General features: G+C 74.3%; 10 protein-coding genes. 7 read left to right on the top strand and 3 right to left on the bottom strand.

Features of this window, described 5'->3' with window-relative positions:
- The first annotated feature begins 174 nt into the window (after nucleotides 1-174).
- The 4 genes from ACF061_RS07595 to sucD all read left to right on the top strand — a co-directional run bounded on the left by ACF061_RS07595 (nucleotide 175) and on the right by sucD (nucleotide 6,831).
- On the top strand, nucleotides 175-2,724 hold the full coding sequence (locus ACF061_RS07595; RefSeq protein ID WP_392265880.1) for a DUF5682 family protein: 2,550 nt from the start codon (nucleotides 175-177) through the stop codon (nucleotides 2,722-2,724).
- A 20-nt stretch (nucleotides 2,725-2,744) separates the two neighbouring features.
- The gene (locus tag ACF061_RS07590; RefSeq protein ID WP_392265879.1) at nucleotides 2,745-3,899 is read left to right on the top strand and encodes a VWA domain-containing protein; all 1,155 of its coding nucleotides are present in this window, start codon (nucleotides 2,745-2,747) and stop codon (nucleotides 3,897-3,899) included.
- 837 nt (nucleotides 3,900-4,736) lie between these two features.
- A complete protein-coding gene (sucC, locus tag ACF061_RS07585; protein WP_392265878.1) occupies nucleotides 4,737-5,918 on the top strand; it encodes an ADP-forming succinate--CoA ligase subunit beta in 1,182 nt (393 codons plus the stop codon).
- Nucleotides 5,919-5,946: 28 nt separating this feature from the next.
- Nucleotides 5,947-6,831 carry a succinate--CoA ligase subunit alpha gene (gene sucD, locus ACF061_RS07580; RefSeq protein ID WP_392265877.1) on the top strand — a complete coding sequence of 295 codons (885 nt, stop codon included), beginning with the start codon at nucleotides 5,947-5,949 and terminating at the stop codon, nucleotides 6,829-6,831.
- 188 nt (nucleotides 6,832-7,019) lie between these two features.
- Here sucD and ACF061_RS07575 read toward each other — a convergent pair whose 3' ends face one another.
- Nucleotides 7,020-8,174 (bottom strand): RNA polymerase sigma factor, encoded by a 1,155-nt coding sequence (locus tag ACF061_RS07575; RefSeq protein WP_392265876.1) that lies wholly within the window; start codon nucleotides 8,172-8,174, stop codon nucleotides 7,020-7,022.
- A gap of 96 nt (nucleotides 8,175-8,270) precedes the next feature.
- On the opposite strand from ACF061_RS07575, the gene ACF061_RS07570 reads away from it, so the two are divergent.
- Entirely contained in the window at nucleotides 8,271-10,349 is a 2,079-nt protein-coding gene (locus ACF061_RS07570) for a DUF6350 family protein (protein ID WP_392265875.1), read from the top strand.
- A gap of 148 nt (nucleotides 10,350-10,497) precedes the next feature.
- Here the strand turns inward: ACF061_RS07570 and ACF061_RS07565 are convergent, their stop codons facing one another.
- Complete coding sequence (locus ACF061_RS07565) at nucleotides 10,498-11,286, bottom strand: hypothetical protein (RefSeq protein ID WP_392265874.1); 789 nt, start codon at nucleotides 11,284-11,286, stop codon at nucleotides 10,498-10,500.
- 267 nt (nucleotides 11,287-11,553) lie between these two features.
- Between ACF061_RS07565 and purN the strand changes: the two genes are divergently transcribed.
- Both purN and purH read left to right on the top strand, forming a co-directional pair.
- Complete coding sequence (gene purN / locus ACF061_RS07560; RefSeq protein ID WP_392266181.1) at nucleotides 11,554-12,183, top strand: phosphoribosylglycinamide formyltransferase; 630 nt, start codon at nucleotides 11,554-11,556, stop codon at nucleotides 12,181-12,183.
- A complete protein-coding gene (gene purH, locus ACF061_RS07555; protein ID WP_392265873.1) occupies nucleotides 12,180-13,745 on the top strand; it encodes a bifunctional phosphoribosylaminoimidazolecarboxamide formyltransferase/IMP cyclohydrolase in 1,566 nt (521 codons plus the stop codon). The genes purN and purH overlap by 4 nt, the downstream gene beginning before the upstream one ends.
- Nucleotides 13,746-13,824: 79 nt before the next feature.
- Here purH and ACF061_RS07550 read toward each other — a convergent pair whose 3' ends face one another.
- Nucleotides 13,825-14,295, bottom strand: a complete 471-nt coding sequence (locus ACF061_RS07550) for a hypothetical protein (protein ID WP_392266180.1) — start codon at nucleotides 14,293-14,295, stop codon at nucleotides 13,825-13,827.
- Between the last annotated feature and the right edge of the window lie 57 nt (nucleotides 14,296-14,352).

The following is a 14,352-nucleotide window of genomic DNA, read 5'->3' as shown; positions in this document are numbered from 1 at the left end:
GCCGGATCGCGCCCGTGCCGGCCCCGGCCCACGCCCTGGCCCGGGGGCCGGTCCGGGGACGGGGTGCGGCAGCGGGCGCCGCGACGTGGCGCTGCGCGGACGACGAGCCCAGTTGGACGGGCGGGCGAGGCGGACGGTGCCGGTGATGCCGACGGTACGCATGAGGGGGACGACATGACAGGTGCGGAGGAAACGGGGGGCCGCGGGCCCGGGGCGGGACCGCTGCTGCTGGGCGTGCGGCACCACGGGCCCGGATCGGCGAGGGGGGTGCGGGCCGCGCTGGACGCGGCCCGGCCGGCGGTGGTGCTGATCGAGGGGCCGCCGGAGGCCGACGCGCTGATCCCGCTCGCCGCCGACGAGGGCATGCGGCCACCGGTCGCCCTCCTGGCCCACGCCGTGGACGAGCCCGGCCGTTCCGCGTTCTGGCCGCTGGCCGGATTCTCCCCGGAATGGGTCGCCATCCGCTGGGCCCTGGAGCACGACGTGCCCGCCCGTTTCATCGACCTCCCGGCCGCCCACACCCTGGCGTGGCAGAGGGACGACGAGAGCGCACCCGCGGACGACACCGGCCCCGCGGGCGCCGGGGCCCCGGGGGACCCCGCGGACGGCCAGCGGGCCGGCCGCGGCGAGCGGGCAGCGGACGGCGAGGACGCCGCGGACCGGCAGGGCTCCGTCGACCGGCAGGGCTCCGCGGAGGAGGGGACCGCGGAGCGCCCGGGCGGTGGTGGCCCGCCGGGCGCCGATGTCCGGATCGACCCGCTCGCCGTGCTCGCCGAGACCGCCGGGTACGACGACCCCGAGCGCTGGTGGGAGGACGTCGTCGAGCACCGGGGGGTGGGGCGCGCGGACGCGTTCGCGCCGTTCCTGGCGCTCGAGGAGGCCATGACGGCGCTGCGGGAGGCGCACGGGAGCGGAGGCCACCGACGGGACCTGGTGCGGGAGGCCCACATGCGTCTCCAGGTGCGCGCGGTACAGCGCGAGTTCGGGACCGACGTCGCGGTGGTGTGCGGGGCCTGGCACGTACCCGCGCTGCGGCGGAAGGCCGCCGTCACCGCGGACCGGGCGCTGCTCAAGGGACTGCCCAAGGTGAAGACGGACATGACGTGGGTGCCGTGGACGCACCGTCGGCTGTCCCGGGCCGGTGGCTACGGCGCGGGCATCGACGCACCGGGTTGGTACGCCCATCTGTTCGAGGTGCCGGACCGGCCCGTCGAGCGGTGGCTGACCAAGGTGGCGGGCCTGCTGCGGGAGGAGGACCGGATCGTGTCCTCCGCGCACGTCATCGAGGCGGTGCGACTGGCGGAGACGCTCGCCGCGATGCGCGGCCGCCCGCTGCCCGGGCTGAGCGAGACGACGGACGCGGTGCGCGCGGTGATGTGCGACGGCTCGGACGTGCCGCAGGCACTGGTGCACGACCGGCTGGTGGTCGGGGACGTCCTGGGCGAGGTGCCGGAGGCGGCGCCCGCCGTGCCGCTGCAGCGCGACCTCGTCCGGCTCCAGCGACGGCTGCGGCTCAAACCCGAGGCGCTGGAGCGTGAGCTGGAGCTCGACCTGCGCAAGGAGACCGACGCCGAGCGCGGCAGGCTGCTGCACCGGCTGCGCCTGCTGGGCATCGGCTGGGGCGAGCCCGCGCACTCGCGGGGCGGCACCGGCACGTTCCGCGAGACGTGGCGGCTGCGCTGGGAGCCGGAGCTGTCGGTGCGGGTCGCCGAGGCCGGAGTGTGGGGCACGACCGTGCTCGCCGCCGCGAACGCCAGGGCGGAGGCGGACGCCGTCGGCGCCCAGGCCCTCGCCGAGGTGACCGCGCTCGCCGAACGCTGTCTGCTCGCCGGACTCACCGACGCCCTGCCCGTGGTGACGCGGGCGCTCGCCGACCGGGCGGCGCTCGACGCCGACGTCGGCCACCTCGCCCAGGCGCTGCCGGCCCTGGTGCGCTCGCTGCGCTACGGCGACGTACGCGGCACGGACACCGGGGCGCTGGCGGGCGTCGCCGCGGGCCTGGCCGAGCGGGTCTTCGTCGGCCTGCCCCCGGCCTGCGCCGCCCTGGACGCGGACGCCGCCGAGGAGATGCGGCGCCATGTGGACGCGGTGCACACCGCAGTGGGGCTGCTGGGCGACACCCTCACGGCCGGCCACGGAGACCGGGGGGACCTGCGCGCCCGCTGGCACACGGTGCTCCGGACCCTTTCGGGCCGCGACACCGTGCCCGGGGTCGTCCGCGGACGCGCGGTGCGTCTCCTGCTCGACGACGGGGAGGTCGAGCGGGAACAGGCGGCGCGGCTCATGGGGCTCGCGCTGTCACCGGGCACGCCGCCGGCGGACGCGGCCGCGTGGATCGAGGGCTTCGTGGGCGGCTCAGGGGGTGGCGGAATGCTGCTCGTGCACGACGAACGGCTCCTCGGGCTCGTCGACACCTGGCTGACCGGGGTGCCGGCGGGCGCGTTCACGGACGTCCTGCCGCTGCTGCGGCGCACCTTCTCGGCCTACGAGCCGGGCGTGCGCAGAACGCTCGGCGAACTGGTCCGGCGCGGTTCCGGGCGAGGCGGAGGCGTGGCCGGGGCCGGGGCGGCGGGCGTGCCCGGTTTCGCCGCCGACCTCGACCGGGAGCGGGCGGACGCCGTTCTTCCCGTGCTGCGCCTGCTGCTGGGACTGGACGAGGCGGGAACGGCCGGCACGGCGGCCCAGGAGAGCGCCGACGGGCGGCGCACGGGGGCGGCCGCATGACAGGGGAGGAGAGGCACGGCATGACGGACGCGGCGCAGGAGCGGCTGCGGCGCTGGCGGCTCGTGCTCGGCGGCGACACCGCCGACGGCACCGGTTGCGCGCTCTCGGGCCGGGACGCGGCCATGGACGGGGCGCTCACCGCGCTCTACGGCAAGGGTGACAAACAACAACGGACCGGAGGGAGCCGGTCGGCGGGGCTCGGGGCTTCGGCCCCCTCGGTGGCGCGCTGGCTGGGAGACATCCGGACGTACTTCCCCTCCTCCGTCGTACAGGTCATGCAACGCGACGCCATCGACCGGCTCGGGCTGGACACTCTGCTGCTGGAACCGGAGATGCTGGCGGCGGTGGAGGCGGACGTACACCTCGTCGGCACCCTGCTGTCGCTCAACAAGGCGATGCCGGAGACGACGAAGGAGACGGCCCGAGCGGTCGTGCGCAAGGTCGTCGAGGACCTGGAGAAGCGGCTCGCCACCCGCACCCGGGCCACCCTGACCGGCGCCCTGGACCGCAGTGCGCGGATCAGCCGGCCCCGCCACCACGACATCGACTGGAACCGGACGATCGCGGCCAACCTCAAGCACTACCTGCCCGAGTACCGGACGGTCGTGCCGGAGCGGCTCATCGGCTACGGGCGGGCGTCCCAGTCAGTGAAGAAGGAGGTCGTCCTGTGCGTCGACCAGTCCGGGTCGATGGCGGCGTCCGTCGTGTACGCCTCAGTGTTCGGGGCGGTGCTCGCCTCCATGCGGTCGGTCAGCACCCGGCTGGTCGTGTTCGACACCGCGGTCGTCGACCTCACCGACCAGCTCGACGACCCGGTCGACGTGCTCTTCGGCACCCAGCTCGGCGGCGGGACCGACATCAACCGGGCCCTGGCGTACTGCCAGTCGCGGATCACCCGGCCCGCGGAGACGGTGGTCGTGCTGATCAGCGACCTCTACGAGGGAGGCATACGGAACGAGATGCTGAAGCGGGTCGCGGCGATGAAGGCGTCCGGAGTGCAGTTCGTGACGCTGCTCGCGCTCTCCGACGAGGGCGCGCCCGCCTACGACCGGGAGCACGCCGCCGCGCTCGCGGCGCTGGGGGCGCCGGCCTTCGCCTGCACACCGGACCTGTTCCCGGAGGTGATGGCGGCGGCGATCGAGAAGCGCCCGCTGCCCGTCCCCGACACCGTGTGACCACCCCGACCGGACTCCGTCCAGCGAGAGGGACATGACTACCAATCGGTAACGGGGCTTGCGCCGCCTGGGGAGGCCCGTGCGAACATCGGTGCCTCATCGGTGGCGCGTCGTCCCAGCAGGGAGGGAACCGGCCGGGACGGACGCCGGTACGTCCCCGTGCCCTCCGGCCGGGCGAAACCCCGGGCGCCGTCTTCGGCCCCGGAGCCCCACCCGGGTCTCGCCGGGCCTTCCGGGGACGCTCCGGACGTGCCCGCAGGGCCATCGGCCGACGCGGGGCCGAATCGTCAGCACCACGTTCGCGGCGCGCGCGGCGGTTCGTGATCGTCCGGCGGCAGAGCGGGCAGAAGGCGCTTCGGAAGGCGTGGGACGTGCGGCAGCCCAGGGCGCGGGGTGTACGGAAGCGCCCGGAGCCGCCCGCCCGGCCGACTCCGTGGGGCCGGTGGGCCCGGATGGCCGAAAGCCGTCGGTTTGTCCGGCCGTCCTCCCGGAACCCTGCGGAAGGGCCGGCTGGTCCCCATTGGGGTGGGGATCATCCGCCCTGTGCCCTTCGGGGCTGTTCCAGGGGCCTCACCGGGTCAACCCCAGCCCGGTGAGGCCCCCCCGCACACGGCACGGCGTGCCAGGGAGTGCGGCATCATGTGACAGGTATCACCGCTCACGTGTGACCCCCGGATTTATGGAGCTCCCGCGAGCGGGGATAACCTGCGAGATGGACATGCCGCGCGCTCGGACACCGTGTGCGCCCCCCTTGTGACAGAGCGGACGTCACGTTGCCCTTCGCGGCACGCCCACGCATCCAACGAACCGCGAGATCACTGATAGGGACGGAAGCGCGTGGACCTGTTCGAGTACCAGGCGAGGGACCTCTTCGCCAAGCACGGTGTACCGGTGCTGGCCGGTGAAGTCATCGACACGCCTGAGGCGGCGCGCGAGATCACCGAGCGGCTGGGCGGCAAGTCGGTCGTCAAGGCCCAGGTGAAGGTCGGTGGTCGTGGCAAGGCGGGTGGCGTGAAGCTGGCCGCCACCCCGGACGAGGCCGTCGCCCGTTCGACGGACATCCTCGGCATGGACATCAAGGGCCACACGGTCCACAAGGTCATGATCGCCGAGACGGCTCCGGAGATCGTCGAGGAGTACTACGTCTCCTTCCTCCTCGACCGTGCCAACCGCACCTTCCTCTCCATCGCCTCCGTCGAGGGCGGCATGGAGATCGAGGAGGTCGCGGCCACCCGTCCCGAGGCCGTCGCCAAGACCCCGATCGACGCCATCGACGGTGTGACGCCGGAGAAGGCCCGCGAGATCGTCGAGGCCGCCAACTTCCCGGCCGAGATCGCCGACAAGGTGGCGAATGTCCTGGTCACGCTGTGGGACACCTTCATCAAGGAGGACGCCCTCCTGGTCGAGGTCAACCCGCTGGCCAAGGTCGCCTCCGGTGAGGTCATCGCCCTCGACGGCAAGGTCTCCCTGGACGACAACGCCGAGTTCCGTCACCCCGACTTCGAGGAACTCCACGACAAGGCTGCCGCCAACCCGCTCGAGGCGGCCGCCAAGGAGAAGAACCTCAACTACGTCAAGCTCGACGGCGAGGTCGGCATCATCGGCAACGGCGCCGGCCTGGTCATGTCGACCCTGGACGTCGTCGCGTACGCCGGTGAGAAGCACGGCGACGTCAAGCCCGCCAACTTCCTGGACATCGGCGGTGGCGCCTCCGCCCAGGTGATGGCGAACGGCCTGGAGATCATCCTCGGCGACCCGGACGTCAAGTCGGTGTTCGTCAACGTCTTCGGCGGCATCACCGCCTGTGACGAGGTCGCCAACGGCATCGTCCAGGCCCTGAAGCTCCTCGAGGACCGTGGCGAGAAGGTCGAGAAGCCGCTGGTCGTCCGCCTCGACGGCAACAACGCCGAGCTGGGCCGGCAGATCCTCACCGACGCCAACCACCCGCTGGTCCAGCGCGTCGACACCATGGACGGCGCGGCCGACAAGGCCGCCGAGCTGGCCCACGCCGCCAAGTAAGCACTCAGGACGAGGACACCAACACACCATGGCTATCTGGCTCAACAAGGACAGCAAGGTCATCGTCCAGGGCATGACCGGCTCGACCGGCATGAAGCACACCAAGCTCATGCTCGGCGACGGCACCAACGTCGTGGGCGGCGTGAACCCGCGCAAGGCGGGTCAGACCGTGGACTTCGACGGCACCGAGGTACCCGTCTTCGGCACCGTCAAGGAGGCCATCGAGAAGACCGGCGCCAACGTCTCCGTCATCTTCGTGCCGGAGAAGTTCACCAAGGACGCGGTGGTCGAGGCCATCGACGCCGAGATCCCGCTGGCCGTCGTGATCACCGAGGGCATCGCCGTGCACGACTCGGCCGCCTTCTGGGCGTACGCCGGCAAGAAGGGCAACAAGACCCGCATCATCGGCCCGAACTGCCCCGGCATCATCACCCCGGGTCAGTCCAACGTCGGCATCATCCCGGGCGACATCACCAAGCCGGGCCGCATCGGCCTGGTCTCGAAGTCCGGCACGCTGACGTACCAGATGATGTACGAGCTGCGTGACATCGGCTTCTCGACGGCCGTCGGCATCGGTGGCGACCCGATCATCGGCACCACCCACATCGACGCGCTGGCCGCCTTCCAGGCCGACCCCGACACCGACCTGATCGTCATGATCGGCGAGATCGGCGGCGACGCCGAGGAGCGGGCCGCGGCCTTCATCAAGGAGAACGTGACCAAGCCGGTCGTCGGCTACGTCGCGGGCTTCACCGCGCCCGAGGGCAAGACCATGGGCCACGCCGGCGCCATCGTCTCCGGTTCCTCCGGCACGGCCCAGGCCAAGAAGGAGGCCCTGGAGGCCGCGGGCGTCAAGGTCGGCAAGACCCCGACCGAGACCGCCAAGCTGGCCCGCGAGATCCTCGCCGGCTGAACCGGCCGGGCTCCTGCCCGACCCACAGCACATCGGTGGGCCCGTCCCCGGGTACGGGGGCGGGCCCACCGGCGTGTCGCGGACGTGCCGGGCCCCGGACCGCCCTGGGGCCCCGGGCGGTCCGCCGAACTCGATGCCGAGCGGCGGCAGCGGACCGTCTGCCGGGCCGAGGCGGCCCGGGGGCGGGCCTATCGGGCCTCGGGCGTCAGCCGCCCCGGCCCGCCCGCCGTCCGTGCCCTCAGCGTGGCGCGCAGCTCGAGCGCCTCCTTCGACAGGGGGCCGGCCGCCCTGCCCGGCTCCGGCAGTCCCCGCACCGCGTGTCCCGGGGAGACCGGCGCGAGGTAGTGGGTGGGGGCCGTCCGCAGCGTGAGGGCCGTCGCGCCGATGATGGTCACCGTCAACGCGATCGCGGACCGGGTCCACAGGCGAGTGCCGCGTTCCCCGGCGGCCCGCACGGCCGCAGGCGCGGGCGGCTCCGGGACGACACCGGCCGACGGCCCGCCCGACGGCGCGATCGTCGACCCGTCCGACGGATCGGCCGACGGCCCGTCGGACGGCCTGGCGGCCGTTCCGGCCGCCGCCCCCGCGGCCGCTCCTCCGGGCACCGCGACCGGCGCGGTGGCCGAGGCTCCCGCGGACGCCGCCGCGGACGATCCGGCCGGGGCCGGGTGGTGTCCCGCCGCGGCCGGACGGCCGGCGGAGGCGAGCCGGAGCAGGCGGTGGTGCAGTTCCGCCGGGTCCGCCAGCTCCGGCAGGTGCTCGGCGACGGCCGCACGGGCGTGCATCAGACGGTTCGCCGCCGCCGGGGTGCTCGCCTCCGTCTCCGCCGCCGTCTCCGGCAGATCGAGGCCCACTCCGTCGTAGAGCACCAGTGTGCGGCGGTACGACGGCGGGAGCCCGAGCAGCGCGCTCTGCAGTGCGCGGTCGGCGGGATCGGGCGGCGGGTCGGGGAAACGGTGGCCCCGGCGGAAGCGGTGCCAGGGGGACAGGGCGCACTCGTACACCGCGGCCCGCACCCAGCTCGCCGGGTCCCGGTCGTGGGCCACCTCGGGCCAGCGCTGCCAGGTGAGCCGGAAGGCGCGCTCCACGGCGGCGCGCGACCGCTCGTGACTTCCGGTCAGCAGATAGGCCTGCCGTACGAGAGCGGGGGCGCAGAAGGCGTAGAGCGCGTCGAAGGCCTGTGCGGGCGTCAGGGGGTTTCCGGGCCCGTCCTCCGCTTCACCCGCGGTTCGCTTCCGGGCGTCGGCTCCCGCCGTCCCGAGGGCCTGAGCAGGCGTCAGGGCGACGTCCGGGCAACGCTCGTGCGTGCGCGGCGAGAGCGGGTTCGCTTGACGATCCGTCACAATGCCTCCCTCCGTGTGATTAGGCACATAAACGTATATTGAGCGACACATCGGAGGTTCGCCTGTTGCGCCGGGAAAGCGTGTGACGTTGGCAGCATGGCGGGCGTGATTCGGACGACATATCGACGCCCGCCGTCGGCCCTGCGCACCCGCGTGCGGGACCGCTCACCCGGACTCGGCGCCGGCTTCCTCGGCGGCGTGGTCGCGGCGGGCCTCGGGCTCGGCTCGTCGGCCGTGCTCGTCATCCTGCTGTGGATCAGCTCGCCGTACCCCGACAGCGGACCCGGCGACGCGCTGCACGTCGCCGCCGCGCTGTGGCTGCTGGCGCACGGCGCCGAACTGGTCCGCACCGACACGCTCACCGGGGCGCCCGCGCCCGTGGGGGTGACACCGCTGCTGCTGCTCGCCCTGCCCGTGCTGCTGGCGCACCGGGCGGCGCGGGACACGACCGACGGGGGCGACGGCGGCCCGCTCGTCCCCCCGCGCACCGCCTGGGCGGGCGTCGTCTCCGGCTACCTCGCCGTCGCCTGCGGGGCCGCGGTGTACACGGCCGACGGCGTGCTGCGCCCCTCGTGGCCGTGGACGGTCCTGTGGGTGCCGCTGGTCGCGGCGGTGGCGGCGGGCAGCGGCGTCTGGACGGCGTACGGCTGTCCGCGCGCGCCGCTGGAGCGGGCGCTGGGCCGGCTGTCACCAGGGGTACGGCGGCTGCTGCTCGGGCCGGGGCCACGGGCCCGGCTCGGCGCGTCCACGCGGGCGGCGGGAGCCGGGGCGGTGGTGTTCGTCGGGGGCGGCGCGCTGGTGCTCGGGGTGTCGCTGGTGGGCCACGGCTCAGCGGCCCAGGGCGCCTTCCTGCGACTGACGGAGGGCTGGTCGGGACGGCTCGCCGTACTGCTGCTGTGTCTGGCGCTGCTGCCGAACGCGGTGCTGTGGGCGGCGGCCTACGCCCTCGGGCCCGGCTTCCTCGTGGGCACGGGCCAGGTGGGACCGCTCTCCTCCGCCCCGGTGCCGTCGCTGCCGCCCTTCCCGCTGCTCGCGGCGGTCCCGGACGCGGGCCCGGGCACCTCGCTGAACTGGGCGGCCGCGGTGGTGCCGGTCGCGGCCGGACTGACGATCGGGTGGTTCGTCGCGGGAGCGGCGGTACGGGAGGGGCGCGCCCCGAGCGGGAGCGGACCGGCCGGAACGGGTCCGGGCGGGCCCGGCGCGGGCGGGAGCGGGGCCGGGGCGGTAGGGGCCGGAGCGGCGGGCCGCGGACCGGGCCCGCGGGGCGCCGGGGTGCGGGCGTGGTCGTGGCGGCGGACCGTGGGCGGGGCCGGGCTGGCCTGTCTGCTGTGCGCCCTCGGGCTCGGAGTCTTCGCGGAACTGGCGGGCGGCCCGCTCGGCAACGCCGCCCTCGCCCGGTTCGGGCCGGTGGGGTGGCAGGTGGCCGGGGCGGCGCTGCTGTGGACCGCGACGGCGGCCGTACCGACGGCGGTGGTGGTGCGGGCCTGGCGCTGCCGGGGCCGCCGGGCACTCGTGGACGACGGATCCGGGCCCCGGATCGGGAGCCCGCGCCAGGGCGGCGCGGCGAGGGCGGCGCGGCCCGCGGACGGCGGCCGCCGCGCTGTGCCGGAGCCCTACGACTCCATCCTCGAGCCGTACGACGTACTGCCGCTCGACCCGTCGGCGCCCGGGACCACCGGACCGGCCGCCTGGCCGCACGACGGCGCCACGCGCCGGACCGGCCGGGCCGCTCCGGACCGGACGGCGCAGACGCCCACGCAGCCGACGGGGCGCACGGAGCCGGACCGGCCCGACGGGCCCGCACAGCCGCGGAAACCCGCGCATCCGGCGCCGCCGACCGAGTCGGCACCACCGACGGAGCCGGACCGGCGACTCGGGCCCGCACGGTCGACGCGGCCCGCGCGGCCCACTCCGCCGACGTCCTTCGTCGAGCCGCCGCACTCCGCCGAGCAGCCCGAGTCGCCCCGCCCGGCCGCCCCGGCCGAGACAGGTGAGGAACCGGCCCCGGTGGAGGGAACCCCCGGCTCCCGGGCGGCCGACGCACCTGAGACGGCGTCCGAAGCTCCCGGATCCGCGGCGGTCGACGCGCCCACGAGTGGCACTCAGGACGCCGGCGCCCGCCCGGCGGACGCCCGGGCAGTCGACGCCGAGCCCTCGGGCGCGCTCCCCGAGTGACCCCCGGCCCCGGAGGCGACCCCCGAGCGTTCGCCGGACCCCGGGCGCGCCCGGCGAACGACCTCCGGCCCCGCACCTGGCCGAGCGACCCCGCGGGCCCTCGCGGCCCGGGCCGTCCGGCGCGGCGCCCCGGTGGGTGCCGGGCGGCTCAGCCGTCGACGCCCAGCATCCCCCGCAGCTCCTGCGGCAGATGCTGGTCGCAGGACTGCTTCGCCTGGTTGGTGAGGGCGTCGTTCATGCAGGTGTAGTAGTCGCTGTAGACGAACTGGGCGGCGAATCCCGCGGCGACCATCATCAGGGCCAGGGAAGCGGTGACCAGGCCGCTGACCGCGGCCGTGGTCAGCGGGCGGCCTTCGGGCCCCGAGGCGTTCGGGCCGGTCCGGCGCGACTTCGCGCGCAGGGAGCTGATGCCCCAGTACAGGGCGAGAGCGCCGAGCAGCAGGGCGACGTAGGACCAGCCGAAGAGGACGAAGAAGAAGGCCCACATACCGCACAGCAGGGCGAAACGCGCGCGGCGCTGGGCGGGGTCGGTCGGGTCCCAGCGCATGCCGGGACCGGGTCCGCCGCCGGGCTTGCCGGGGTCGCCGCCGGGCTGCTGAGGGCGCTCGCCGAAGCCGCCGGGGGAGCGGCCGGGCTGGCGGTCGCTCCACTGGCCGCCCCAGGGGGAGCGGCCGTTGTCACCACCGGAGCCGTCACCGGGACCCGACCCGTCGCCGGAGGGGTGCCGTGGCTGCCACGGACGGTCCGGCGTGCCCTCGGCGGGCGGTGCGAAGGGGTTGTCGTCCGGGGCGGGACTCCCCTGGCCGGCGCTCCCACCGTCGCCTGAGGGCGCGTCCGGCGGAGAGGCCGGGCGCTCCCTGAGCAGCACGGCGTCGCGTTGCCCTCCCCGCGCCGTCTGCGGAGGGAGCGTGAGGAGTCGCGGGCTGCGGTCCGGCATCAAGTGAGCGTCTTCCCCTTGGTAGTCACAACTGGCCCGGAGAGTCCGGTATCCGTTGAACGCGCGGTGCGCCAAGTGCGTTCCCGGCGTGTTCCCGTACCAGCTCTCCCCAGACGCTACCTTCCGGCCGTGCCCCCGTCCCATGGGGGCCGTGCGGTGTGCCGGTATCGTTGCTGACGGTCGGCCGCTTCGTAGGCTTCCCCGTATCCGGGGGACCGAAGCATTCGTACGACCGTACAAACAGCTTCCGTGAGAAAGGGCCCCACCGTGGCCGCCAAGCCCGTGGCCAAGCGCCTCGTCGTGCTGGTCTCCGGATCCGGCACCAATCTGCAGGCGCTCCTCGACGCGATCGCCGAGACCGGACCCGAGGCCTACGGCGCCGAGATCGTCGCCGTGGGCGCCGACCGCGAGGGGATCGAGGGGCTGGCGCGCGCCGAGCGCGCCGGGCTGCCGACCTTCGTGCGGAAGGTCAAGGACCACGGCACCCGCGAGGAGTGGGACGCGGCGCTCGCCGAGGCCGTCGCCGCCCACGAGCCCGACCTCGTCGTGTCCGCCGGGTTCATGAGGATCGTGGGGAAGGAGTTCCTCGCGCGGTTCGGCGGGCGGTTCGTCAACACGCACCCGGCCCTGCTGCCCAGTTTCCCGGGAGCCCACGGCGTGCGCGACGCCCTCGCGTACGGCGCCAAGGTCACCGGTTGCACCGTCCACTTCGTCGACGACGGCGTCGACACCGGACCGATCATCGCCCAGGGCGTGGTGGAGATCCGGGACCAGGACGACGAGAGCGCGCTGCACGAGCGCATCAAGGAAGTCGAGCGAAGGCTGCTCGTCGAGGTCGTGGGCCGGCTCGCCCGCCACGGCTATCGCATCGAGGGACGAAAGGTAGTAATCCTGTGACCGCCGAGAGCAACAAGCGGCCCATCCGGCGCGCGCTCGTCAGCGTCTACGACAAGACCGGGCTGGAGGAGCTGGCGCGCGGGCTGCACGAGGCCGGCGTCGAACTCGTCTCCACCGGCTCCACCGCCGCGCGGATCGCCGCCGCCGGGGTGCCCGTCACCAAGGTCGAGGAGCTGACCGGCTTCCCCGAGTGCCTGGACGGGCGGGTCAAGACCCTGCACCCCAAGGTCCACGCGGGCATCCTCGCCGACCTGCGCCTGGAGGACCACCAGCGTCAGCTGGCGGAGCTCGGCGTGGAGCCGTTCGACCTGGTCGTGGTCAACCTCTACCCGTTCCGCGAGACCGTCGCCTCCGGCGCCTCGGCCGACGAGTGCGTCGAGCAGATCGACATCGGCGGCCCCTCCATGGTCCGGGCCGCCGCCAAGAACCACCCGTCGGTCGCGGTCGTCACCAGCCCGGCCCGGTACGCCGACGTCCTCGCCGCGACGCAGGCCGGCGGCTTCGACCTGGCCACCCGCAAGCGCCTGGCCGCCGAGGCCTTCCAGCACACGGCCGCCTACGACGTGGCGGTCGCGAGCTGGTTCGCGTCCTCGTACGCGCCCGTGGACGACTCGCGGTTCCCCGACTTCCTCGGCGCCACCTGGGAGCGCGCGCACACCCTGCGCTACGGCGAGAACCCGCACCAGCCGGCCGCCCTCTACGTCGACGCGGGCGGCGCCGGTCTCGCGCAGGCCGAGCAGCTGCACGGCAAGGAGATGTCGTACAACAACTACACGGACACGGACGCCGCGCGCCGTGCCGCGTACGACCACGACGAGCCGTGCGTGGCGATCATCAAGCACGCCAACCCGTGCGGCATCGCGGTCGGCGCGGACGTCGCCGAGGCCCACCGCAAGGCGCACGCCTGCGACCCGCAGTCCGCGTTCGGCGGTGTGATCGCCGTCAACCGACCGGTGAGCCGGGAGATGGCCGAGCAGGTCGCGGAGATCTTCACCGAGGTCATCATCGCGCCCGACTACGAGGAGGGCGCGCTGGAGGCCCTCGCCACGAAGAAGAACCTCCGGGTGCTGAAGGCGCCCGGCGGACCCGTCAACCCGGTCGAGGTGAAGCAGATCGACGGCGGGGCGCTGCTCCAGGTCACCGACCGCCTCCAGGCCGACGGCGACGACCCGGCCAACTGGACCCTGGCGACCGGCGAGGCCCTCGACGAGGCGGAGCTGGCCCAGCTCGTCTTCGCCTGGAAGGCCTGCCGCGCCGTGAAGTCCAACGCGATCCTGCTCGCCAAGGACGGCGCCTCGGTCGGTGTCGGCATGGGACAGGTCAACCGCGTCGACTCCTGCCGGCTCGCCATCCAGCGCGCCGGCGAGGAGCGGGCCCGCGGCTCGTACGCCGCGTCGGACGCGTACTTCCCGTTCCCGGACAACATCGAGGTCCTGACCGCCGCCGGGATCAAGGCGATCGTCCAGCCGGGCGGCTCGATCCGCGACGAGCTCTCCATCGAGGCCGCGAAGAAGGCGGGCGTGACGATGTACTTCACCGGCACGCGGCACTTCTTCCACTGATCGCGCCGATCACCGTGAGGCCGTGGCCTCCGGCCCTCCCCCAGGAGGGGCCGGAGGCCACGGCCGTGTGCGGGCCCGGTCAGCAGGGGCGCAGGGACCAGATCGGGTCCCAGGTCGCCGTGCCCGCCTGGTAGGCGGTCGACGTCCAGCGGACGCTGCCGTCCCGGTTGAAGAACTTCGCGACCGTGCCCGGCGTCTGGTTGTTGGTGAAGGGGCCGTCGCCGGTCCAGTTGTTGACGGTCCACGTCTGGCACTTGTAGAAGTCGAACTTCGTTCCCTTGACCACCATGCAGAGGTGGCCGTAGCCGCAGTCCAGGTCCTTGAGCGCGGCCTTGCCCTTCGGCGCGGCGGTGACGGTCAGGCCCTCGTACCGGACCGCGTCGGCGGAGACGTGCAGGGCCTTGGGGTGCCCGGCGAGCACCTGGTCGGCGGTCTGCTGGAGGCTGGTCACCCGGGTGCCGGCCGGGTCGGCGGCGGATGCCGCCACCGAGGTGCCGGCGAGCAGGGCGGTGGCCGCGGCGAGCAGCGCGGCGGGCTTCTTCACGTTCACAGGTTCCCCCATGTGACGATGGTGGTCGTACCGCCGAAGCGGAGTGGTACCACCGTG

The sequence above is a fragment of the Streptomyces sp. NPDC015220 genome (assembly GCF_043079345.1).
In the GTDB taxonomy this organism is placed as follows: Bacteria; Actinomycetota; Actinomycetes; order Streptomycetales; family Streptomycetaceae; genus Streptomyces.
The sequence above is the reverse complement of the archived record's forward strand: the minus strand, read 5'-3'. Positions and strand labels throughout refer to the sequence as shown.

Excerpts from the sequence above, each read along its gene's own strand:
- ACF061_RS07595 (WP_392265880.1), top strand. The coding sequence starts at position 175 with ATGACAGGTGCGGAGGAAACGGGGGGCCGCGGGCCCGGGGCGGGACCG.
- ACF061_RS07570 (WP_392265875.1), top strand. The coding sequence starts at position 8,271 with ATGGCGGGCGTGATTCGGACGACATATCGACGCCCGCCGTCGGCCCTG.
- ACF061_RS07590 (WP_392265879.1), top strand. The coding sequence starts at position 2,745 with ATGACGGACGCGGCGCAGGAGCGGCTGCGGCGCTGGCGGCTCGTGCTC.
- ACF061_RS07565 (WP_392265874.1), bottom strand. The coding sequence starts at position 11,286 with ATGCCGGACCGCAGCCCGCGACTCCTCACGCTCCCTCCGCAGACGGCG.
- sucD (WP_392265877.1), top strand. The coding sequence starts at position 5,947 with ATGGCTATCTGGCTCAACAAGGACAGCAAGGTCATCGTCCAGGGCATG.